Origin of the sequence: Halobaculum magnesiiphilum (assembly GCF_019823105.1) — an archaeon.
Lineage (GTDB): Archaea > Halobacteriota > Halobacteria > Halobacteriales > Haloferacaceae > Halobaculum > Halobaculum magnesiiphilum.
The window spans coordinates 2,006,160-2,027,305 of the sequence record NZ_CP081958.1; the positions used below are offsets into that span (position 1 = coordinate 2,006,160).

The window sequence follows — 21,146 nt, forward strand, 5'->3', positions numbered from 1 at the left end:
AGTTATGAAAATTAATCGCGGACTGCACGCTACCCGGAGGAAGGCGAGCGGATCGGGACGAGGGGTGAGGGGTGAGGTGGGGCCTACCGGCCCGGTCGTCGCGGCGCGGAGACTCGGCTCCGGGCCGCGGCACCGCGGACGCGTCGCTCGAAGGAGGCGCGAACGTGAGCGACGGCGTCCGCTGTCATGGTCGATGGTTGTCCCTCGATCGATAAAAACGGTACCGGTCCGGCGAAGGTTGCGACGCGGCCGACGGCGGAGCGACCGTGGGACGGTGCACCGTCCCGCCGTGTTGGCGAAGCGAACCCGTTTTCCCCGGTCGCGCCGGAGTTTCGGGTATGACAACCGGGACGCTGCGGCTCGCAACCCGCGGCTCCGACCTCGCGCACCGACAGGCGGCGGGCGTCCGAGACGAGATCTCGACGCGCCGCCGCGACGTGGAGCTGGTGGAGGTGGAGACCCGCGGCGACCGACTCGACGAGGACCTCATCACCGAACTCGGCCGCACCGGCGCGTTCGTGCGCGCGCTCGACGAGCGCGTGATCGCGGGCGAGGTCGACGCCGCGGTCCACTCGCTGAAGGACATGCCCACCGACATGCCCGACGACCTCGTCGTCGCGGCCGTCGGCGAGCGCGCCCCCGCCGGCGACGCGCTCGTCACCCGCGACGGCGGCGACCTCGCGGACCTCCCGCGCGGCTCGGTCGTCGGCACCTCCTCGCTGCGACGCAAGGCGCAGGTGCTCGCCGAGCGCCCGGACCTGGAGGTCCGTCCCCTCCGCGGCAACGTCGACACGCGGATCCGGAAGCTCATCGCGCCCGAGTTGCAGGCCGAACACGAGCGCCGCGTCGAGGCCGACGCCGACCACAAGGGCGATCCCGAGGCTCGCGAGGACGACCGCGAGTACGAGCGAACAGTCGAGGAGTGGTTCGACGACCTCACCGAGTTCCAGCGCGGCGCGCTCGAACACGAACTCGACCACGAGTACGACGCGATCGTCCTCGCGGAGGCGGGCCTCCGGCGCTCGGACCTGTTCTACCGCGACGAGTACGAGGTCGAGCGCCTCGACCGCGCCGACCACGTCCCCGCCCCCGGCCAGGGCGCCGTCGCAGTCACCGCGAGCGACCCGGACGTGATCGAGACGATCCGGTCGGCGATGGACCACGAGCCGACCCGCGTCGCCACCGGCGTCGAGCGCACCGTGCTCGCCGAGCTGGGCGGCGGCTGTATCGCGCCGATCGGCGTCAACGCGCTCGTGCAGGGCGAACACGTCAGCGCCCGCGTCCGGGTGCTGTCGGCCGACGGCGACACCGAGGTGAAGGCGAACCGCGACCTCCCGCTGCGCTCGTATCGCGAGGCCGCCGCCGACTTCGCCGACTCGCTGCGTGAGCAGGGCGCCGCCGACCTCATCGAGGCCGCGAAGCGCGCTGCCGATACCGATACCGCCAAACGCGCCGAGGAGGGTGACGAGTAGATGAGCGACGAGCGCGACGCGGCCGGCGAACGCGGCGGCGACGGGATCGACCGCGACGGCGGCTTCGTCTCGTTGGTCGGCTCCGGCCCCGGCGATCCCGAACTCCTCACCGTGAAGGCCCGCAGACTCCTGGACGAGGCCGACGTGGTGCTGCACGACAAGCTGCCCGGCCCCGAGATCCTCGGCTCGATCCCCGAGGAGAAACGCGAGGACGTGGGCAAGCGCGCCGGCGGCGAGCGCACCAGCCAGGAGTACACGAACGACCGGCTGGTCGAACTCGCCGAGGCGGGCGAGCACGTCGTGCGCCTGAAGGGCGGCGACCCGTTCGTCTTCGGCCGCGGCGGCGAGGAGGCCGAACACCTCGCCGAGCACGGCGTCCCCTTCGAGGTCGTCCCCGGCGTCACCTCGCCCATCGCCGCCCCGGGCGTCGCCGGCATCCCGGTGACCCACCGCGATCACGCCTCCTCCGTCTCGTTCGTCACGGGCCACGAGGACCCGACGAAGGACGAATCGGCCGTGGACTGGGACGCGCTGGCGGCGACCGGCGGCACCATCGTCGTGCTGATGGGCGTCGGGAAGCTCCCGCTGTATACCGGCGAACTGCTCGACGCCGGGATGGACCCCGGGACGCCCGTCGCGCTCGTCGAGCGCGGCACCTGGCCGGACATGCGCGTCGCCACGGGCACGCTCGCGGACATCGTCGACGTGCGCGACGACGCCGGGATCGAGCCGCCCGCGATCACCGTGATCGGCGAGGTCGCCGGCGCGCGCGATCGGGTGGTCGAGTTCCTGCGCGGCCGCGGCGACGCGGGTGCGGCCGCGACCGCGGGCGTCGACAGTGGCGACGAACGCGCCGGCGGCGCGGACGGAGCCGCCGCCGACACCGGGGGTGAGGACGCATGAGCGACGGAACCGACGGAGACGACGGAGGCGACACCGACAACGGCGCCGACGAGGGCGCCGACCGTCCGCGCGTCGCGGTGTTCCGCCCCGACGACGAACGCACGACCGAGGCGGTCGAGACGCTCGACGCGCTCGGCGTCGACGCGCTCGCGGACCCGATGCTGGCGGTCCGACCGACCGGCGCGGTGCCGGAGGGCCCCGACTGGATCGTGTTCACCTCGAAGACGGGCGTCGAGTTGGTCGACGAGGCGGGGTGGTCGCCCGCCGTCGCCGCCGGCGACGACACCGATCGCGGCGGCGACGCCGGCAGCGACGGCTCGGACGATGATCCCCTGCGCCGTGGAGACGGTCCCGCGATCGCGTGCATCGGCCCGGCGACGGCCGACGCCGCACGCGAGGCCGGGTGGCCGATCGAGCTGATCCCCGAGGAGTACTCCTCGACCGGCATCGTCGCGGCGTTCGACGCCCTCGGCGTCGAGGGCGTCCGCATCGAGGTCGCCCGGTCGGACCACGGGAGCCAGGTGCTGCTCGACGGGCTCCGCGACGCCGGCGCGACCGTCCGCGAGACGGTCCTGTACGAGCTCGTCCGACCGGAGGGCAGCGGCGAGTCCGCGGCGGCGGCGGCCGCCGGCGACCTCGACGGGGCGTGTTTCACCTCCTCGCTCACGGTCGAGCACTTCCTCGACGCCGCCGACGAGCGCGGCGTCCGCGAGGAGGCGCTTGTGGGCCTGGAGGACGCCGTCGTGGGCTGCATCGGCCATCCGACGCGCGAGACTGCCGAGTCACACGGCGTCGCCGTCGACGTGGTGCCCGCGGAGGCGACGTTCGAGGCGCTCGCCGAATCCGTCGCCGCCGAGTTGGACGAGTTCGGGTTGGACGACTGATCGGCGCTCGTCGCCGACCTGATCGGATCGATCCGACGAACCGCCGTTTTTCACACCGATCCGGGGAGCGCGCGCGAGTGATATCGCCCGTGTCCGGGGGATCCTCGCCTCATATCTCTATGAGTTGTCACTATATCCGTCAACTCCGAGTGCAACAATTGCCACACATGCGACGATGTTACATCCTTATATGACCTATATTCACCTGAAGATCAGACGCCCGTGTGAATACGACACTCAAAATCTGTGTTTTTCAACTCCAACCTTTATGTGTATCCGGATCAGGCTGTCTGACGTCGAGATGTACCAGAACGACACGGAATTCACGGCACTGCTGAACAGTTGTGGACCAAATGAGGTGGCACAGTGACGCTCTTGCAGGTCGACCCCGCGGTCCTGGCGGAGGGGGTCAACATGATGTGGGTGCTGGTGGTCACCTTCCTCATCTTCTTCATGCACGCCGGCTTCGCGATGCTGGAGGCCGGGCAGGTACGGTCGAAGAACGTCGCCAACCAGCTGACGAAGAACCTCCTGACGTGGAGCGTCGGCGTCGTCGCGTTCTTCCTCGTCGGCGCCGGGGTCTCCGCGCTCGTCGGCGGGATCACCGCCGGCGGGAGCTACTCCATCGCCGAGGCGTTCGGCGTATTGACGACCAGCAACCCCGCCGACTGGGTCAGCTGGCTCTTCGGCGCCGTCTTCGCGATGACGGCGGCGACCATCGTCTCCGGCGCCGTCGCCGGCCGCATGAAGCTGCGCGCGTACGTCAGCTACACCGTCCTGCTGGCGGCGGTCATCTACCCCGTCGTCACGGGGCTGACGTGGGGCGGCGGCCTGCTCGCCTCGCTCGGCTTCGCTGACTTCGCGGGCGGAATGATCGTCCACGGCATGGGCGGCATCGCCGGCCTGACGGCGGCGTACGTCGTCGGCCCGCGCCTGGGTCGCTACAACGAGGACGGCTCGGTGAACGTCATTCCCGGCCACTCGATGACGTTCGCGGTGCTCGGAACGCTCGTGCTCGCGTTCGGCTGGTACGGGTTCAACGTCGGCACGGCAGCCTCGGTGTTCGCCGTCGAGAACGGCGAACTCACGCTCGGGGCGTTCTCCTACGTGGGTCGCGTCGCGCTGACGACGACGCTCGGCATGGCCGCCGGCGCCATCGGCGCGAGCGCGCTCTCGCTGTTCAAGACCGGAAAGGTCGACACGCTGTACGTCGCGAACGGGCTTCTGGCGGGGCTCGTCGGCGTCACCTCGAACACCAACGCGATCACGTGGGTCGGCGGGATCGTCATCGGCCTGCTCGCGGGCGCCCAGCTGCCCATCGTCTTCGAGTTCGTCGAGAAGCGCCTGAAGATCGACGACGTGTGTGCGGTGTTCCCCGTCCACGGGAGCGCCGGCGTGCTCGGCGCGGTGCTGCTGCCGTTCTTCGCGGTCGACGGCTTCACCGTCGGCGCGCTCGTCTCGCAGGTCGTCGGCGTCGTCGTCATCGCCGCCTGGACCATCGCGGCGACGGCCATCGTCTTCGGCGTCATCAAGGCGCTGGGCGAGATCCGCGTCACCCGCGACCACGAGCTCGAGGGGCTCGACTCCTCCGAGCACGGCGTCGACACGTACCCCGAGTTCGGCCGTCCCGACACGGCCGCCGACGGCGGCTTCGTGGAGGACGAGAGCGGTATCATTCGCGCGGACGGCGGCGAGGCGAACGACGGCGGCATCAAGATGGTGACCGCCTTCATCCGCCCGGACAAGCTCTCGGCGGTCAAGACCGGTCTCGCGGAGATCGGCGCGCCGTCGCTGACGGTGACGAACGTCTCCGGTCGCGGCAGCCAGCCCGCGAAGAAGGGCCAGTGGCGCGGCGAGGAGTACACGGTCGACCTCCACCAGAAGGTGAAGATCGAGTGCGTCGTCGCCGACATCCCGGCCGAGGACGTGGCCGAGGCGATCAGCGAGGCCGCACAGACCGGCGAGAAGGGCGACGGGAAGGTGTTCGTCCTGCCCGTCGAGAACGCCTACCAGATCCGGACGGGCGAGGTGGGCCGCGAGGCGGTGTAAGCGCGGCCGACCCGGTCGGCCACGAGCCGACCGATCCTCTTCGACTCGACTGAACGGTCCGCTGCCGACGCCCGTCGGCAGCCGAACCGCCGGACGCCCGCTTCGCATGCGGCGCGGACGCGGCCGCCGGGGGCACGCGACGGAGGACCCCACTGGTACTGGTGCTCACCTCCTCGCGCCCGCCACCGTGCCACGTTCCGTGTCACCGCCCCCGCGGCCGCCGCAGCTGTCTGCCGGGTGATGCGTCCGGCTACGCCCGCGACGGGCCGCCACCCCGTCGCGGGTCGTCACCCGACTTCTGTCCCGAACACGACGCCGATAGCGGCGGCGACGACCGCGACCCAGTAACTACTTTCGGGGTCACACTCCAAGGGCGGCGTATGAACCACGACCGCTCGCGGGAGCTGTACGACCGCGCGCTCTCGGTGCTCGCCGGCGGGGTGAACTCCTCGGTCCGCGCGACGCGACCGTACCCGTTCGTGATCGAGCGCGGCGACGGCGCCCACGTGATCGACGCCGACGGCAACCGCTACCTCGACTACGTGATGGGGTACGGCCCGCTGCTGTACGGCCACGACGCCCCCGATCAGGTGCAGTCGGCGATCCAGCGCCACGCCAGCCAGGGACCGATGTACGGCGGGCCGACCGAGATCGAGGTCGACCACGCTGAGTTCGTCGCCAGGCACGTCCCCAGCGTCGAGATGCTGCGGTTCGTCAACTCCGGCACGGAGGCGACCGTCTCGGCGGTCCGCCTCGCCCGCGCGTACACCGGCCGTGACAAGATCGTGATCATGCAGGGCGGCTACCACGGCGCCCAGGAGTCCACCCTCGTCGAGGCCGGCGACGACCCCTATCACACGCACCCCTCCTCGCCGGGGATCCCCGAGGAGTTCGCCGAGCACACCATCGCCGTCCCGTTCAACGACGAGGCGGCGATCCGGGAGGTCTTCGAGGAGCGGGGCGACGAGATCGCGGCCGTGCTGACCGAGCCGATCCTCGCGAACTACGGCATCGTGATGCCCGTCGACGGCTACCACGAAGCCCTCCGGGATCTCTGTGACGACCACGGCTCGCTGTTGATCTTCGACGAGGTGATCACCGGCTTCCGCGTCGGCGGCCTCCAGTGTGCACAGGGGAAGTTCGGCGTCACGCCCGACCTCACCACGTTCGGAAAGATCATCGGCGGCGGTTTCCCGGTCGGCGCCATCGGCGGCCCCGCGGAGATAATCGAGCACTTCACGCCCAGCGGGGAGGTGTTCCAGTCGGGCACCTTCTCGGGCCACCCCGTCACGATGGCCGCCGGCCACGAATACCTCCGCTACGCCGCCGAACACGACGTGTACGACCACGTGAACGCTCTCGGGGATCGCCTCCGGTCCGGGATCCAGGACATCTGCGAGGACCAGGCGCCCGAGTACACCGTCGTCGGAACCGACTCGATGTTCAAGACGGTGTTCACCCGCGAGGCGCCCGAGACGTTCGAGGGACACTGCGAGGGCGGGTGTCGCCAGCGCGAGTCGTGTCCCAGATACGAGACCTGTCCGAAGACCGGCGCCGACACCGCGGCGGCGGCGACCGAGCGGTGGGAGCGCGTGTTCTGGCAGGAGATGAAAGAGCGGGGGATCTGGCTCACCGCCAACCAGTTCGAGTCGCAGTTCGTCTCCTACGTCCACACCGACGCGGACATCGAGGAGACGCTGGAGGCGTACAAGGAGGCGCTATAGATAGTTCTATCCGAGGAGCTTCTCGCGGAGCGTGCCGACGAGCCGGGTGACGTACCCACGCTGGGAGCGGCGATCGGGCAGTTCGTCCCACAGCGCGAACGCCGACACCACGTCGGCCTCCTGGCTCGCGACCGCGGCCTCGCGCTCGGGCGCGACAACGCCGAGGTTGATCTCGTAGTGGCCGAAGTAGCCGTACTTCAGGAGCTCCCGCTCGCGGAAGTCGACGACGAACTCCCGGACGTCCTCGGGGATCTCCGGGACGACGAGGACGAACGAGAGGTCGGTCCCGTAGTGCTCCTCGTCGCCCTCGACGCGCTCGTCGGCGAGCGCGTGGCCCAGATCGACGATCCGCTCCAACTCCCCGACGGTCACCGACGACTGCCGGCGCGCGAACAGGTACTCGTCGCTGTGGTGGTCGCCGTACCCCAGCGCCGGGTGGAATAACTGCTTCTGTGACTCGATGCGCATCAGCCCGTAGAGGTCGAAGCGCTCCCCGCGAACGCGGTAGTCGCGTTCGAGGTCGTAGTTGAACATGAGCCGGTCGCTCACGCGGTCGAGGTACTCGTCGTCCCAGACGGGCACGTCCTCGTAGGCGGCGCCGTCGAGGATCCGTCCGTGCTCGTCGGTCCGCGGCTCCTCTCCGTCGACGAGGACGTCGTCGTCGGCCGTCCCCGGGTCGACGCCGCCGCCGGAGCCGTCGGCCTCGACTCGCGTCTCCGGGTCGTCCTCGGCCATGGTTACGCCTCCGGCTCGTACGGGTGAACGTCGTCGACGGCGGGCGCGCCCACCGCCAGCAGCGTCACCGAGTCGTCGGCGCCCTCGGGGTTGTGTGCGCGCTGGGGGCTGTCCGGCTCGACGGCGAACAGCGAGCCCTCGGGCACCTCGTAGGTCGTCTCCGGGGTTTCGACGTGGAGCGTCCCCTCGATCACGTAGAACAGCTCCTCCTGATCGTCGTGGTAGTGGTACGCGAGCGGGACGTCCTCGCCGGGGGCCGCGCGAAACCAGTTGGCGGCCATTCGCTCGAACCCCGCCGCCTCGCTCACGCGACGAAGCTCGCAGGGGCGGTCCGGAACGGCCGTCAGTTCGTCCGGATCGATGACGTGGTAACCCATACCTCGCGGGAGGCTCACGGGGATGAAAAGCCCGTCGTCCGACGGCGACGCCGCCGGAGACCCTCGGGGCCGAGGATTTATGACCGCCGTCCCCCATATTGATATCCAATACCATGGGATTCGGCGATCGCGAAACGTGCGGCCGGTGTTCGATGACGACCGTCGTGGACGCGACCGAGGACGGCGAGGGCGCCGCCGACCGCGACCCGTTCGGCGACGACCGGATCGAACTCGACGACGCGGAGCTTCGGCGGACCTCGCCGACCGCGTGGCTCAGCGGCGTCGTCTCGGCGCTCGACGACATCGGGAACCGTCTCACGTACGGCCGGCGCTGAGCCGACCCGATCGCCCGCGAGCCCGGGGCGGGCGTGCCGCAGGAGGGACCCTTATACCGCTCCGGGGCGTACGCGGCTGCTAATCGCATGGAAGAGAGCATCTCCGGCTTCAAGCTGCGCGGGGAATGGGGGGACGCCGTCGAGCACGGCGAACGCATCACCCGCGCGCTTCAGGACGCCGGTGCTTCCGAGGAGTATCCCGAGGCGTTCGAGGCGTGGGACGAGTGGCGACCGAAAGCCCACGAGCGCCTCGGCGAGGACGTGAACGAGAAGACCGCCGAACAGGCGAGCGTCGCCGAGGGGAAAGGCGAGCAGGAGGGGAAAAGTCCCGAGGACGACCTCCAGACCGCCGGCGAGAAGCTCTCGGAGTCGTACGAGCACGTCGAGAACGGCGACAACGACGGCGCGCTCGACTCGTGGAGGGACTCCATCGACCACGTCGCGCGCGCGGCCGACTCGGCCGGGCGCAAGGCGGTTCGGAAGCTGGAGAACACGGTGTACCAGCGCGTGATGACACAGATCGCGCCGTACTACTTCGACAACGAGCTCGTCTCCGCGAACATCCAGAAGTCCACCCGCGGCGAGGGTGGCCCGGAGTTCGTCTTCGAGGTGAACGTCAACGACGACCGGCTGAAGTCCGCGGTGTCCGAGCGCCTCTCGTCGTACGAGGACGAGGTCGACCGCTGGCACGTCGACACCCCGAAGACCGTCGAGGCGTCCGAGGCAGCCGAGGGCGCGGAGGCGCCCGTCGAGACGGTCGAGGACGGAAACGACGGGGAGTCGAACCCGACGACGAACTGAGGCCGCTCCGTCGGCCGCTCCCTTCGTCGTCGGTCCGATCCGCCGGTGTCGACGCAGCGACGCGCCTACTCCACCGGCTCCTTCAGCTCCACCCGATAGCCGAACGGGTCGCGGACGTACACCGCGCCCGCCTCGCCCGTCGCCCCCAGCGGACTGTCGAGTTCCCGTTCGACCGCCACCCCCGCGTCCGCGAGGGTTTCCGTCACCGACTCGATGTCCTCGTCGACGACGAGCGCGACGTGGTCGTAGTTCGTCGCCCCGGGGGCGTCGAATTCGTCGGTCGGCCACAGGTGGATCACGTGTTCGGGCGCGAGTCGCACGTCGAAGAAGGGCTTCTCGCCGGCCTCGAAGCGATCGACGCCCTCCAGTTCGAAGCCGAGCGCGTCGGCGTAGAAGGCGCGGGCGTCGGCCAGGCCGTCGGCGGGGATCCGGAGGGTGACGTGATCGATGGTGCGGACGTGCACGTCCGGGCGTCGCGGCCGGGAGACAAGAAACATTACGCCGCATCGCGCATCCCTGCCCATGACACCGCTCGAAGTCGACGCCGGCGAGCTCACCGCCGAGGAGATCCTCGACGCGCTCCGGGAGGGCCGGCCGGTCGTCGTCACCGCCGATCTGTTCGGGAGCGAGCAGACGCTCACCCTCCGGCACGACGGCGAGACGTTCTACTGCGACACGCCGACGCGGCTGCACAAACACGACGACGAGGCGGGCATGCTCACCTGTATCGAGAAGATGGGCTACGCGAAACAGGACGACGAGGCCTGAGCCGGACGACAGCCGGCGGCCGGCGGCCGCGGGGGCGACTGCCGGGCGCCGCGGGACCGCGACGGGCTCCGCGGAACCGTCGCGCCGCCGCCGCGACCGCCGGGGTTTATTCGCGACGCGGCCGTCGGATCACTCGACATGAGCGACGCGCCGGACATGGAGGACCTCATCGACACGAACGATCCTAGCTTCGGACACGTGATGGCGTGCGTGTTCGGGATCCAGGAGCACGAGAGCCGGACGTACCTCCGCCTGCTCGACAACCCCGGGAGCACCGTCGAGGAGCTCGCCGGCGTGCTGGAGCGCGACCGCTCGAACGTGAACCGCTCGCTCACGACGCTGCTGGAGAAGGGCCTCGCCGAGCGCGAGCGACGCCTGCTCGACCCCGGCGGCTACGTGTACCAGTACACCGCGACGCCGCTGCCGGAGGCGAAGGAGCTGCTCCACGAGGCGCTCGACGAGTGGGCCGAGACCGTCCACGAGGTCATCGAGACGTTCGACGAACAGCGCGGCGTCGACGACGAGTAGGCGGCCGGGTTCGGCCGAGGCGACGCCACGGAACCGAGGCGGGCGTGTCGCACGCGCGGTCTCGTTGCGCTCACGGGTCGCTGCGTTCCCCGATCGCATCGAGGGCTCACTTCTGTTCGCCCTCGTTTCCCTCACGTAATGGGCGGCTCGGCACGGAGACCTCGCCGCTCACGAGACTGGCGGTCTCGTGAGCGCACAAATCGCTCCGCGATTTGTGAACGCCGTTTGCATCGAGGTCTCGCTTCGGTCGACCTCGCCCCGCTCACGGCTCCCTTCAGTCGCCGTTCGCGTTTTTCGAGGCGTTCGCTCGCGCCGCTCGCTCACGCCTCGCTTACCACGTCTGTACACGCCCCTCCCGCACGTCCTCGGCACACCCATCACAGTCCGGGTGACCGGCCTCGAAACACGCCGGCTCGCCGTCGGCGTTCACCGCGACCCGACGCTTCTCGGCGTACCGGCGACAGACGATCCGCGCGCGGTCCTCGTCGTCGGTCGGGAGGTCGAACTCGTCGGCGTGGTTCTCCCCCCACTCGCGCCCCTCGTGGTAGGCACGCTTGCTGCGCGCGTACTCGCGGCCGGCCTTGCGCGCCTGCTGGCGCAGCACCCGCCGGAGCCTGTCGCCCAGTCCCATGGATCATCCTCCGGCCGCCCAGACTATCAGTCCGTTGCCGGCGAGCGCGCCGATCGTGACCTGAACGACATCGACACGCCGCGCGCGGTCGCGGACCGCCGCGCAGCCGCTCGTCCGACGGTCGCCCGCAGTCGAGCGCTTTCACTTTCACCGCGGCGACGGAATACTAAATAGGATCCCGAACCAACCGTCGTACGCCTCCCACCGAACACATACCCGGAGGCAGGAGAACCATGGCAGACCTGCAAACCCACGCGGAAGAGATACACGAGCAGTTTTCAGACCACTTGGACCTCACTACCGAGGAGATCGAGGAGCGCCTCGCCTCGCTGGTGAACGAGTACAGCGTCCCCGTCGACGAGGCGCGCCGCAGCGTCGTCAACTCCTACCTCGACGAGGCGGGGCTGGAGCGCGACGAGATCGGCTCCGGCGGCGCCGAACAGGCGCTCGTCGGCGACATCGACGAGGACGAGCAGTGGGTCGACCTTCGCGTGACGGTGGCCGACCTGTGGGACCCCAACCACGATTCCATCGCGCAGGTGGGCCTGCTCGGCGACGAGTCGGGCACGATCAAGTTCGTCTCGTTCTCGACGAGCGAACTGGAGGAACTGGAGGAGGGCAAGAGCTACGCCCTCTCGAACGTCGTCACCGACGAGTACCAGGGCAACTACTCGGTGAAGCTCAACCGGACGACGACGATCACCGAACTCGACGAGGAGATCGAGGTCGGCGACGACAGCGACGAGGTCGAGGGCGCCCTCGTCGACATCCAGTCCGGCTCCGGGCTCATCAAGCGCTGTCCCGAGGACGACTGCACGCGCGTGCTCCAGAACGGCCGCTGCAGCGAGCACGGCCAGGTCGACGGCGAGTTCGACCTCCGGATCAAGGCCGTCCTCGACGACGGCGACGCCGTCCAGGAGGTCATCTTCAACGAGGAGGCCACCGCCGAGCTGACCGGCATCGGCCTCGAGGAGGCCAAGGAGATGGCCCAGGACGCCCTCGACACGACCGTCGTGGGCGAGGAGATGGCCGACCGCATCGTCGGGCGATACTACCGCGTTCGCGGCCCCACGCTGGGCCGGTACGTGCTCGCCGACGACTTCGAGGAACTGTCCGGCGCCGACGAGACGGTCGACGCCGAATCGCTGCTGATCCGCGCGAGGTCCCTGTAATGAGCCAGTCCGTTCCCACCCGAGAGGTCGCACGCCGCGTGTTCGCGAGCGAGTACAACGACGCCAGCTACACCTTCAAGGAGTCCGACGACGAGCGGGCGCCGCTGTACCTCCTGCTCCCGACGGGCGAGCGCGCCAACCGCGTGTTCATCGTCGGCACCCTCACCGAGAAGGAGGACGTCGGCGAGGACAGCGAGTACTGGCGCGGGCGCATCGTCGACCCGACGGGGACGTTCTTCACCTACGCCGGGCAGTACCAGCCCGAGGCCGCGAGCGCGCTCCGCGAGCTGGAGCCGCCCGCGTACGTCGCCGTCGTCGGCAAGCCGCGCACCTACGAGACCGACGACGGCAGCGTGAACGTCTCCGTGCGCCCCGAGTCCATCACGACCGTCGACGCCGCCACGCGCGACCGCTGGGTCGCCGAGACCGCGGCGCGCACGCTGGACCGCATCGAGGCGTTCGACGACGAGGGCAACGAGTACGCGCGGATGGCCCGCGAGCAGTACGACCTCCCCGTCGAGGAGTACCGCGACGCCGCCGTCGCCGCGCTGCAGTCGCTCGACGACGCCGACGAGCTCGAAGGCGAAGCCCCCGCGTAAGTCGGCCGTCGACACCGATTTTGCCGTTCAATCGCCCCGCTCGCCGTGCGAACGTCTGACGAACGGTTAAGTGACAGCGCGAGCGAGTACCCGGCAATGGGGAGCAAGAACAAGACGGTCTCGTTCCGCGTCAACGAGGACGCGTTCGAGGCGCTGCGCGAGATCGCCGACGAGCGCGACCTGTCGCTGTCGGCGGTGTTCCGCGACTACGTGGACACCCTCGTCGCCCATGACGGGCAGGTGGAGGTCGTCCCCGAGAACCGCGTCGAGGAGGCAGACGCCGACGGGGAGTCGTTCCCGCCGACGGTGGAGGTGCCCAAGAGCTTCGTGCGCGAACACGAGCGGTTGGAGCTGGAGGCCGAACACCTCCGCGAACAGCTGGACGAGTACAAGGCGTTCGTCACGTACCTGCAGGACAAGTTGGCTGAGGCCGACGACGGCGAGGAGGTGGTGTTCCTGGAGGAACTCGACGGGGACCGCGAACGCGACGACGACGAGCCGTACCAGCTCGGGTGAGTCGCGCCGGCCGCTCTCGGCGGCCCCTCCGCGCGCGAGCGTCGCAGCGGCCACAGTCTGCGCCGGCTACCCGTCCCCGTCCGACACCGTCACCGTGCCGTCGCCGCCGACGGTCACGCGGTAGCCGTTGAAGCGGAACGCCACGGTCAGGTCCGGCGAGCCGTGATCGACGATCCGATCGATCGCCTCGGGGTCGACGACGTCGTAGAGCCGTGCGTCGATATCGGCCGGGTCCGTCCCCTCCGCGGCGGCGATCGACTCGACGACGCGACCGCTCGCCCCCCGATCGCACCGCGACGGCCCGTCGCCGCGCCCGCTCCCCCCGGTGTCGCTGTCGCCCATGGCATCGAGTACGCATTCCTCCGAAATAAAATGCAGCTATAGGCCCAATAAATCAATCAGACGATCGACACGGATGGAAGCCGCTGTCGGGTGGTTCTACCGGGCCAGCGCGTCCCGTGCCTTCCGCGCCCGTTCTCTCGCCTCCTCGTCGCCCTCGACGGCCGCGAGCGACTCCGTCGCCTCCAGCGTGCGCACGGCGTCGTCGAGGAAGGAGAGCACGTCGCCGGGGTAGGCGTACAGCATGTAGTCGTCGCCCATCACGTCGACGATGGCGTCGGGGCCGAGCCCCTGTGCGCGCAGCTCCAGGAGATAGCGGACGAACTTCCGCTCGGGGTGTCCACAGTACGGGGCGTCGTCGCAGCCGCAGTCGAGGAAGTCCTCGGCGAACTCCAGCACCCGGTCGCGGGTCGTCTCGTCGAGTTCGGAGAGCCCCTCTCCCGAGAACACCAGATCCAGCGTCGCCCCGGCGAACGCGCTCTTGGGGATGTTGGCGTCGAGCTGGGAGGCGATCTGCCGGTGGTTCTTCAGGTAGATCTTGTCCGTGATAGCCACTGCTACCCGAACGTAGTCGAGCGGGCGAGAAAAGCGCGACGGTCACTCGCCGCGGGAGCGGTCGCGTTTCCCGCATTCCCCCCTGCTCCGTGTCGCCGCGGGCGTCGGGCGCGGTCCCCCCGTGTACGGCGACCCCGTGCGTGTGCATCGCATGCAGGCGCACCCGCGGAGTCGTAACGTATTTGAGTCATACCCGGCTACCTACGGGTGCGTGTCCGGGTTGGGGTAGTGGACTATCCTTCAGCCTTGTGGAGGCTGAGACGCGGGTTCAATTCTCGCACCTGGACTCCTCTGGCTGCGAACGAACGTGAGCAGCCGATGGTCCGCGAACGGCCGAGGGTCAATTCTCGCACCCGGTCCGGTTTCGACACTCGACAGCGGCCGCGACGTGTCGGATCGGTATTCTTTGGTGAACTCGGCTCGTGGTGCGCGTGATGACCTCCCCCGGTGCGACGGAGCCGCTGCGGGTCCTCCACGCCGAGGACGACGACGCCCTCGCCGACGTCGTCGCGCTCGCGCTCGAACGCGAGGCGTGGGTCGATTCGGTCGTCCGGGTCCCCGACGCGGAGGCGGCGCTGGCGGCGCTCGATCGCGAGCCGTACGACTGTCTGCTCAGCGACCTGGAGATGCCGGGGCTGTCCGGACTGGAGCTGTACGAACGGGTCCGCGAGACGCACCCGTCGCTTCCGTTCGTCCTGTTCACGGGGCGCCCGCGGGCCGTGCGGCGGGGCGACGCGCCGCCGACGTACGAGAAGGGCGGCGCGGACGCGCTCGGGTCGCTTTCGCGCGGGCTGTACCGGCTGTGCGTCGCCCGCGGTGCCGCGCTCGCGGCGCCGACGCCCGGGGATCCCTCCGCGCCCGCCCGCCCGGACGCGATGTTCTATCGGTGCCGGCGGGCCCCGGGATGGCCCGCCGAGGTCGTCGGTCCGGGCGTGACCGTGTTGCTGGGCTACGAGCCCGAGGCCTTCGAGCGGGGGGAGCTGACGTACGCCGAGGACGTGGTTCACCCCGAGGACCGCCAGTGGACCCACGACGCGATGGAGGCGTCGCTGTCGGCAGGCGACCCGTTCGAGTTCACCTACCGCGCTCGCCGGGCCGACGGCGACGTCATCCGGGTGTGGGAGCGCGGCCGGGGCGTTCCCGGCGGCGACGCGGCCGACGGGGACGCGTTCGTCGAGGGGTTCGTGCTGCCGCTCGGCGGCGACGAGTGACCACTCGGCAGACGGCGGACGCGGTCGGCGTCGGTGCGACGGTGTCGGCGGGTCGGTGCCTGTGTCCCGATGCCGCCGTCAGAGCCCCTGTCCTCCGACATCCGGAAGCGGTCCCGTCTCTCGGCCGATGCCGAGCGACTCCCGGCCCCCCCGCTGGATGATGTTGAACGCGGTCATGAGGTCGGTCCGCGAGATGAGCCCCACGAGCTCGCCGTCGGCGTCGACGACCGCGAGGCGGCCGACGCCGCGCTGTTGCATGGTCTCCAGTGCGGTCAGGGCGTCGGCCCCAGGGGTGACGCTGGCGATGTCGGTCTCCATCACGTCCTCGACGGTGTAGGCGTCGCGCTCCACCTCGCGAACACCCTGGGCGTCCTCCAGGGTGACCATCCCGACGAGGTTCGCGTCCTTCAGAACCGGGTAGCCGGTGTGGCGCTCGCGGAACATGCGCTCCATCAGTTCGGCGACGCTCGTCCGGGGCTCGACGGTGTGGAGCTCCTCGCGCGGCGTCATGATGTCGTCGACGGCGACGCCCTCGAAGGCGGCGCGCATCGTCGTCTGCTGGGCCTCGCTGGAGGCGGCGATGTAGATGAAGAAGGCGAGCCCGACGGTGAGCCAGTTGCCGCCGAACAGCCCGACCAGCCCCAGCAGGAACGCGAACACCTTCCCGACCTCTGCGGCGATCTGGGTCGCCCGCGCGTGCGGACGGTTCCGAGCGAGGAGGGCGCGCAGCACGCGACCGCCGTCCATCGGGAAGCCGGGGAGCATGTTGAACGCGGCGAGCACGAGGTTCATCAGCGCGAGGTAGCCGACGACGAACGCGACCGTCGGGGGGAGCGCGACGCCGACGAGCGCGGCGTAGGCGGCGAGTCCCAGCACGACCGACACCACCGGACCCATGATCGAGATGGTGAACTCCTGTTTCCAGTCCTCGGGCATCTCCTCGAACTGGGCGACGCCGCCGAACAGCCACAGCGTGATGGCCTTGATCTCGTAGCCGTAGTGCATCGCGGTCAACGAGTGGCCGAACTCGTGGAGGAGAACGGAGACGAACAGCCCGACGGCGGCGGCGGTGCCGAGCACCCACGGGAGCGCGCCGGCGGTGAGCGCCTCCGCCGGGATGGCGACGCCGAACGTGTCGGCGACGATGCCGGAGAACTCCCCCACCTGACTCCCGATGAGATACGCGAACAGCGGGAGGATCAGGAGGAACGTCCAGTTCAGCTGGATCGGGATACCGGCGACCCGCCCGACACGGATTCCTCGCATGTCTCGGAGTTGTCCCTCATCGCGTATAAACCCGGTCGCCGAGATTTATCTCCTATCGCGCGAAAGCGACGGTCATGGCCGAGACCGACGCGACGACGGACGGGCCGGCGACCGACGGATCGACGACGGAGCCGGTGGTACAGCGGGGCGGCGAGCTCGCGATGAGCGAGGTCGACGCCGGCGGGGGGATGTCGAAGGGCGTGCTCATCGACGACGCCGACGGTGCGCCCCACTTCGCGATGCGACGGTTCGAACTCGCGGCCGGCGCTCACGTCCCGAACCACACCAACGAGGTCGAACACGAGCAGTACGTGCTCGCGGGCGAATACACGGTGGGGCTCGACGGCGAGGAGCACACCGTGAGCGCGGGCGACGCGCTGCTCATCCCCGCGGGCGTGCCACACTGGTACCGCAACGACGGCGACGAGGCGGCGGCGTTCATCTGCGTGGTCCCCCACGGCGACGACACGATACGTGTACTGGACGAGGAGTAGCGTTTCCTGGGTGCCGGCGGCGTCTGCGGTGGCGCGCGCCGCCGCGGCTCCGTCCGCGGCGGACGCGCGCGAGGGATGAGGGAGTCCGTGAGCGAAGCGAACGGACGACCGAATCGGCTGGGGTGGACGTGGTGGCGGTGCGGTGCTGTCGGGTGGGACTGAAAGGGGCTCCCAGTCTCGTGAGCCGAGACACCGCAAGCACCGCAGGCGAGCGGAACGAAGTGACGCGAGCCGAGGAGCGCGGCGTGTGTCGCAGGCCACGAGACTGGGAGGGGCTTTCGCGGTCGTCCAGTTCCTCGCAACAATAACGACGAGAACAGCAACGACCACAACGACGACAGCACCAGCCGAACCGATCCCGATGCAGATCACGTCACACACTCACACACTGAAGCCGAATCCCTGAAATACCGCATCCGCCTACCACGACCCAAGCGATCACCGTGTCCGAGCAACTCCCGCAGGTCGAGACCCTGTTCCTCCATGAACGCAGCGACGACGACGAGTTCACCGTCGTCGTCGAGCGCGACGGCTCCCGGGTCCTCCACGGCGTCCTCGAACTCAAGGAGGCCGACGCCGGCCCGCGGCCGCGTCGCTTCCGCGTCAAGCGCAAGGGCGGCGAGGAGCCGCGCCAGCCCGACCAGTTCGTCGAGCTCGCGCGCAACGCACGACGCATCCGCATCTCCGAGCAGACCGAAGCACGCGCCCGCGACCGGCTCGTCGAGATGCTCGACGCCTACCAGCTCGACGCCAAGCAGGTGCGAACCTGTCGCTACTGCGCCAACGCGGGGCGCTACTCGCCGGTCACCGCCGACACCGCGGTGAAGGCCGACCGCGACTGGATCTGCCCTGACTGCGCGAAGCGCGAGCTCGAACGCGAGCTCTCCTACAAGGGGCAGTTCACCGGCAACGCCCAGGAGCGTCTGGAGGACCTCCTGTTCGAGGTGCAGGATCTGGAACGCATCACGAACCTCCTGCAGGGGAACCTCGACCCCGACCTCACGAAGTTCGACACCATCTCCGCGACGACCGACGAGATCGACCCCGTCACCACCGACTCCCTCTCGTTGCACCCCGCGCTGCAGGAGCGCGTCGAGGGCCGGTTCGACGAGCTGCTGCCGGTGCAGAGCCTCTCGGTCGAGAACGGGCTGTTCGACGGCGACGACCAGCTCGTCGTGAGCGCGACGGCGACGGGGAAGACGCTCATCGGGGAGCTGGCGGGCGTGAACAACGCGCTCAACGGGAAGGGGAAGATGCTGTTTCTCGTCCCGCTGGTCGCGCTCGCCAACCAGAAACACGAGGACTTCGAGGACCGCTACGGCGACGTGCTCGACGTGACGATCCGCGTCGGCGCCTCCCGGATCAACGACGACGGCAACCGTTTCGACCCGAACGCGGACGTGATCGTCGGCACCTACGAGGGGATCGACCACGCGCTCCGGACGGGCAAGGACATGGGCGACATCGGTACGGTCGTCATCGACGAGGTCCACACCCTGAAGGAGGAGGGACGCGGCCACCGCCTCGACGGGATGATCTCCCGGCTCAAGCACTACTCCGAGCACCGCGGCTCCTCGGCGCAGTGGGTGTACCTCTCGGCGACCGTCGGCAACCCCGAGTTCCTCGGAAAGCGCCTCGGCGCGAGGCTCATCGAGTTCGAGGAACGTCCGGTTCCCATCGAGCGCCACGTCACCTTCGCGAGCGAACGCGAGAAGGTCGACATCGAGAAGAAGCTCGTCAAACGCGAGTTCGACACGAAGTCCTCGAAGGGGTACCGCGGCCAGACGATCATCTTCACCAACTCCCGCAGACGCTGTCACGAGATCTCCCGGAAGCTGGAGTACGACTCCGCGCCGTATCACGCCGGGCTCGACTACAAGCGCCGCAAGACCGTCGAGCGCAAGTTCGGCGATCAGGAGCTTGCGGCCGTCGTCACCACCGCCGCGCTCGCGGCCGGCGTCGACTTCCCCGCCTCGCAGGTGATCTTCGACACCCTCGCGATGGGGATCGAGTGGCTCTCCGTCCAGGAGTTCGAGCAGATGCTCGGCCGCGCGGGCCGGCCCGATTACCACGACGAGGGGAAGGTGTACGTGCTCGTCGAACCCGACGCGAGCTACCACTCCTCGATGGAGGGCACGGAGGACGAGACCGCGTTCAAGCTCCTGAAGGGTGAGATGGAGGACGTGACGACGGTGTACGACACCGGCTCCGCCGCCGAGGAGACGCTCGCGAACGTCGTCGTCGCGGGCAAGCGCGCCAAGCGGCTCAACGACCGCATGATCGGCGAGGTGCCGACGACCCACGCGATCGGCAAGCTGCTGGAGTGGGAGTTCATCGACGGCTTCGACCCGACGCCGCTGGGTCGCGCCGTCGCCGAGCACTTCCTCGCGCCCGACGACGCGTTCCGAATCCTCGACGGGATCCGGAAGGACCACCACCCGTACGGGATCATCGCGGACATGGAGCTGGCGGAGGAGGAACTGTAGCGAGCGCGGCCGCGTTCGGACGCGCCGGAGACCGTACCAAGGTTGATTGCCGTCGCGTCCGTCCTCCCAGCATGGACGACACATCCGCTCGCCGACAACTCGTTAGCGAGGTCCGATCCCAGCTCGACGGGTGGACGGACCGCGCCCGCGTCGAGGCGTACGCCGAGCTGTTCGAGGGCGACGACCCGATCCTCTCCGAGGAGGAGCTCCGACTGCTCCACGCGGTCGACTCGCGTCTGGAACTGCACGGCGGCGACGGCGTCTGGGGGACCGACCAGTACGGCATCCACGCGGCCGACGGCGGGCGGTCGACCGACGCGCTCAGCGTCGTCTGCGTGTATCACCCGCAGGTGACGAGCGACTCGGTCCTCCGCGGGCTCGACGACCTCGACGACGAGACCGAAGAACGGATCAACGCGGCGCTGTGGACGTACGCCGAGCGCGTCACGGAGCACATCGAGGACGCGCTCGACGAGTATCTCGACCGGGACTGACCCTCGATCGCGGAGGCGGACACGGGCGCGGCGTCGGACTTCGTCACACGGGACGAGACGCCCCCATCAGACGCCGAGCCACTCGTCGTTTCGAACCTCGTACCCGTTCGCCCGGCAGTACTCGGCCGCTCGTCGCCTGACCGACCGGGAGCCGGGAAGCTCGCCGTTCTCGCGGATCCGTTCGACCATCCAGTCGGCGACGACCGGGATCCCCTCGTTCTCGTCGATCGGGTCGATGTTCACGAGCTCCCGAAACGTTCGTTCGTAGCCGTCGCGCTGTGTGTCGGTGAGCTCGGCGTCCGCAAGCCCCTCAGTGGCCTCGACGATCCGCTTCATCGCCGCGGCGACCGTCGGCCGCTGTATCCGGACTCGGACGGCCGCGGGGGAGTCGAACGTCTCCTCGTCGGTGTCGGGGAGGAGCGCCTCGACGGCGTACGTCCCGGCGTCGGTCGGGACCTCGCGCTCGCCGATCGCGTCGACGACCGCGGCGCCGGTCGCGGGGAACGCCACCGACGCGAGATCCCGTTCGATATCCGCGAGGACGTCCGCGTCGACCGGCGGCTCCGCCTCGTCGTACCGCTCCCGCTCCGTGGCGATGTCGCGCTCCTGCCGGCGCTTCGCGGCGTCGTGTGCCTGCTTGTCGCGTCCGCGTTTGTCGTCTGCCATCCCTCCGTGTTGGCTCTCGTTCCGGATAACCCCGAGTCAGATTGTCGGACCGTGCGAAATTCGTTCGGGGGCGGTACGACGCGGACCGCCGACGCGGACGGTGCCCCTCGCCCCGTCGCCCTGTCGCCCGGTCGCTCCGGT

The 21,146-nt window shown here is 69.5% G+C and carries 24 protein-coding genes and 1 tRNA gene; 17 read left to right on the top strand and 8 right to left on the bottom strand.

Translation table 11 applies throughout. The features are described from left to right. Nucleotides 1–338: 338 nt before the first annotated feature. From hemC to hemL, 5 genes are all read left to right on the top strand, one after another. Nucleotides 339–1,472 carry a hydroxymethylbilane synthase gene (hemC, locus tag K6T50_RS10135; protein ID WP_222606488.1) on the top strand — a complete coding sequence of 378 codons (1,134 nt, stop codon included), beginning with the start codon at nt 339–341 and terminating at the stop codon, nt 1,470–1,472. Further along, a complete protein-coding gene (gene cobA / locus K6T50_RS10140) occupies nt 1,473–2,375 on the top strand; it encodes a uroporphyrinogen-III C-methyltransferase (protein WP_222606489.1) in 903 nt (300 codons plus the stop codon). Next, a complete protein-coding gene (locus K6T50_RS10145; RefSeq protein ID WP_222606490.1) occupies nt 2,372–3,259 on the top strand; it encodes a uroporphyrinogen-III synthase in 888 nt (295 codons plus the stop codon). The genes cobA and K6T50_RS10145 overlap by 4 nt, the downstream gene beginning before the upstream one ends. A 414-nt stretch (nt 3,260–3,673) precedes the next feature. Then, nucleotides 3,674–5,308 (top strand): ammonium transporter, encoded by a 1,635-nt coding sequence (locus tag K6T50_RS10150; protein WP_225935415.1) that lies wholly within the window; start codon nt 3,674–3,676, stop codon nt 5,306–5,308. 380 nt (nt 5,309–5,688) lie between these two features. Then, the gene (gene hemL, locus K6T50_RS10155) at nt 5,689–7,032 is read left to right on the top strand and encodes a glutamate-1-semialdehyde 2,1-aminomutase (RefSeq protein ID WP_222606491.1); all 1,344 of its coding nucleotides are present in this window, start codon (nt 5,689–5,691) and stop codon (nt 7,030–7,032) included. A 6-nt stretch (nt 7,033–7,038) separates the two neighbouring features. Here the strand turns inward: hemL and K6T50_RS10160 are convergent, their stop codons facing one another. Continuing rightward, nucleotides 7,039–7,767, bottom strand: a complete 729-nt coding sequence (locus K6T50_RS10160; RefSeq protein WP_222606492.1) for a DUF8052 family protein — start codon at nt 7,765–7,767, stop codon at nt 7,039–7,041. 2 nt (nt 7,768–7,769) lie between these two features. Further along, complete coding sequence (locus tag K6T50_RS10165) at nt 7,770–8,144, bottom strand: cupin domain-containing protein (RefSeq protein WP_222606493.1); 375 nt, start codon at nt 8,142–8,144, stop codon at nt 7,770–7,772. Between the two features lie 113 nt (nt 8,145–8,257). Between K6T50_RS10165 and K6T50_RS10170 the strand changes: the two genes are divergently transcribed. Together K6T50_RS10170 and K6T50_RS10175 are read left to right on the top strand one after the other, a co-directional pair. Continuing rightward, nucleotides 8,258–8,479 (top strand): DUF8007 family protein, encoded by a 222-nt coding sequence (locus tag K6T50_RS10170; RefSeq protein WP_222608888.1) that lies wholly within the window; start codon nt 8,258–8,260, stop codon nt 8,477–8,479. Between the two features lie 87 nt (nt 8,480–8,566). Next, nucleotides 8,567–9,280, top strand: a complete 714-nt coding sequence (locus tag K6T50_RS10175; RefSeq protein WP_222606494.1) for a DUF5828 family protein — start codon at nt 8,567–8,569, stop codon at nt 9,278–9,280. Nucleotides 9,281–9,345: 65 nt separating this feature from the next. Here K6T50_RS10175 and K6T50_RS10180 read toward each other — a convergent pair whose 3' ends face one another. Next, complete coding sequence (locus tag K6T50_RS10180; protein WP_222606495.1) at nt 9,346–9,744, bottom strand: VOC family protein; 399 nt, start codon at nt 9,742–9,744, stop codon at nt 9,346–9,348. Between the two features lie 58 nt (nt 9,745–9,802). On the opposite strand from K6T50_RS10180, the gene K6T50_RS10185 reads away from it, so the two are divergent. Continuing rightward, nucleotides 9,803–10,048 (top strand): DUF8001 family protein, encoded by a 246-nt coding sequence (locus K6T50_RS10185; RefSeq protein ID WP_425601383.1) that lies wholly within the window; start codon nt 9,803–9,805, stop codon nt 10,046–10,048. A gap of 138 nt (nt 10,049–10,186) precedes the next feature. Continuing rightward, nucleotides 10,187–10,576 (top strand): helix-turn-helix domain-containing protein, encoded by a 390-nt coding sequence (locus tag K6T50_RS10190; protein ID WP_222606496.1) that lies wholly within the window; start codon nt 10,187–10,189, stop codon nt 10,574–10,576. A 331-nt stretch (nt 10,577–10,907) separates the two neighbouring features. Here the strand turns inward: K6T50_RS10190 and K6T50_RS10195 are convergent, their stop codons facing one another. Beyond that, nucleotides 10,908–11,201: a DUF7091 family protein gene (locus K6T50_RS10195; RefSeq protein WP_222608890.1), complete on the bottom strand. Its 294-nt coding sequence runs from the start codon at nt 11,199–11,201 to the stop codon at nt 10,908–10,910. 239 nt (nt 11,202–11,440) lie between these two features. Between K6T50_RS10195 and K6T50_RS10200 the strand changes: the two genes are divergently transcribed. From K6T50_RS10200 to K6T50_RS10210, 3 genes are all read left to right on the top strand, one after another. Continuing rightward, nucleotides 11,441–12,379 carry a replication factor A gene (locus K6T50_RS10200; protein WP_222606497.1) on the top strand — a complete coding sequence of 313 codons (939 nt, stop codon included), beginning with the start codon at nt 11,441–11,443 and terminating at the stop codon, nt 12,377–12,379. Continuing rightward, nucleotides 12,379–12,978, top strand: a complete 600-nt coding sequence (locus K6T50_RS10205) for an RPA family protein (protein ID WP_222606498.1) — start codon at nt 12,379–12,381, stop codon at nt 12,976–12,978. Before K6T50_RS10200 ends, K6T50_RS10205 begins: the two co-directional genes overlap by 1 nt. 96 nt (nt 12,979–13,074) lie before the next feature. After that, nucleotides 13,075–13,494, top strand: a complete 420-nt coding sequence (locus tag K6T50_RS10210) for a DUF8146 domain-containing protein (RefSeq protein WP_222606499.1) — start codon at nt 13,075–13,077, stop codon at nt 13,492–13,494. A gap of 66 nt (nt 13,495–13,560) precedes the next feature. Here K6T50_RS10210 and K6T50_RS10215 read toward each other — a convergent pair whose 3' ends face one another. Beyond that, nucleotides 13,561–13,836, bottom strand: a complete 276-nt coding sequence (locus tag K6T50_RS10215; RefSeq protein ID WP_222606500.1) for a HalOD1 output domain-containing protein — start codon at nt 13,834–13,836, stop codon at nt 13,561–13,563. A gap of 96 nt (nt 13,837–13,932) precedes the next feature. After that, nucleotides 13,933–14,388 carry a DUF5814 domain-containing protein gene (locus K6T50_RS10220; protein ID WP_222606501.1) on the bottom strand — a complete coding sequence of 152 codons (456 nt, stop codon included), beginning with the start codon at nt 14,386–14,388 and terminating at the stop codon, nt 13,933–13,935. A gap of 214 nt (nt 14,389–14,602) precedes the next feature. On the opposite strand from K6T50_RS10220, the gene K6T50_RS10225 reads away from it, so the two are divergent. Both K6T50_RS10225 and K6T50_RS10230 read left to right on the top strand, forming a co-directional pair. After that, nucleotides 14,603–14,675, top strand: a tRNA-His gene (locus K6T50_RS10225). Between the two features lie 147 nt (nt 14,676–14,822). Next, nucleotides 14,823–15,599, top strand: coding sequence for a response regulator (locus K6T50_RS10230; RefSeq protein ID WP_222606502.1), 777 nt, complete (start codon nt 14,823–14,825; stop codon nt 15,597–15,599). A gap of 78 nt (nt 15,600–15,677) precedes the next feature. Here the strand turns inward: K6T50_RS10230 and K6T50_RS10235 are convergent, their stop codons facing one another. Then, nucleotides 15,678–16,865: a M50 family metallopeptidase gene (locus tag K6T50_RS10235; RefSeq protein ID WP_222606503.1), complete on the bottom strand. Its 1,188-nt coding sequence runs from the start codon at nt 16,863–16,865 to the stop codon at nt 15,678–15,680. Nucleotides 16,866–16,939: 74 nt separating this feature from the next. On the opposite strand from K6T50_RS10235, the gene K6T50_RS10240 reads away from it, so the two are divergent. The 3 genes from K6T50_RS10240 to K6T50_RS10250 all read left to right on the top strand — a co-directional run bounded on the left by K6T50_RS10240 (nt 16,940) and on the right by K6T50_RS10250 (nt 20,339). Next, nucleotides 16,940–17,359 carry a cupin domain-containing protein gene (locus K6T50_RS10240; protein WP_222606504.1) on the top strand — a complete coding sequence of 140 codons (420 nt, stop codon included), beginning with the start codon at nt 16,940–16,942 and terminating at the stop codon, nt 17,357–17,359. 443 nt (nt 17,360–17,802) lie between these two features. Next, entirely contained in the window at nt 17,803–19,845 is a 2,043-nt protein-coding gene (locus K6T50_RS10245) for a DEAD/DEAH box helicase (RefSeq protein WP_222606505.1), read from the top strand. 71 nt (nt 19,846–19,916) lie between these two features. Next, nucleotides 19,917–20,339 carry a DUF7539 family protein gene (locus K6T50_RS10250; RefSeq protein ID WP_222606506.1) on the top strand — a complete coding sequence of 141 codons (423 nt, stop codon included), beginning with the start codon at nt 19,917–19,919 and terminating at the stop codon, nt 20,337–20,339. A 66-nt stretch (nt 20,340–20,405) separates the two neighbouring features. Here K6T50_RS10250 and K6T50_RS10255 read toward each other — a convergent pair whose 3' ends face one another. Next, nucleotides 20,406–21,005 (bottom strand): DUF5789 family protein, encoded by a 600-nt coding sequence (locus tag K6T50_RS10255; protein ID WP_222606507.1) that lies wholly within the window; start codon nt 21,003–21,005, stop codon nt 20,406–20,408. Between the last annotated feature and the right edge of the window lie 141 nt (nt 21,006–21,146).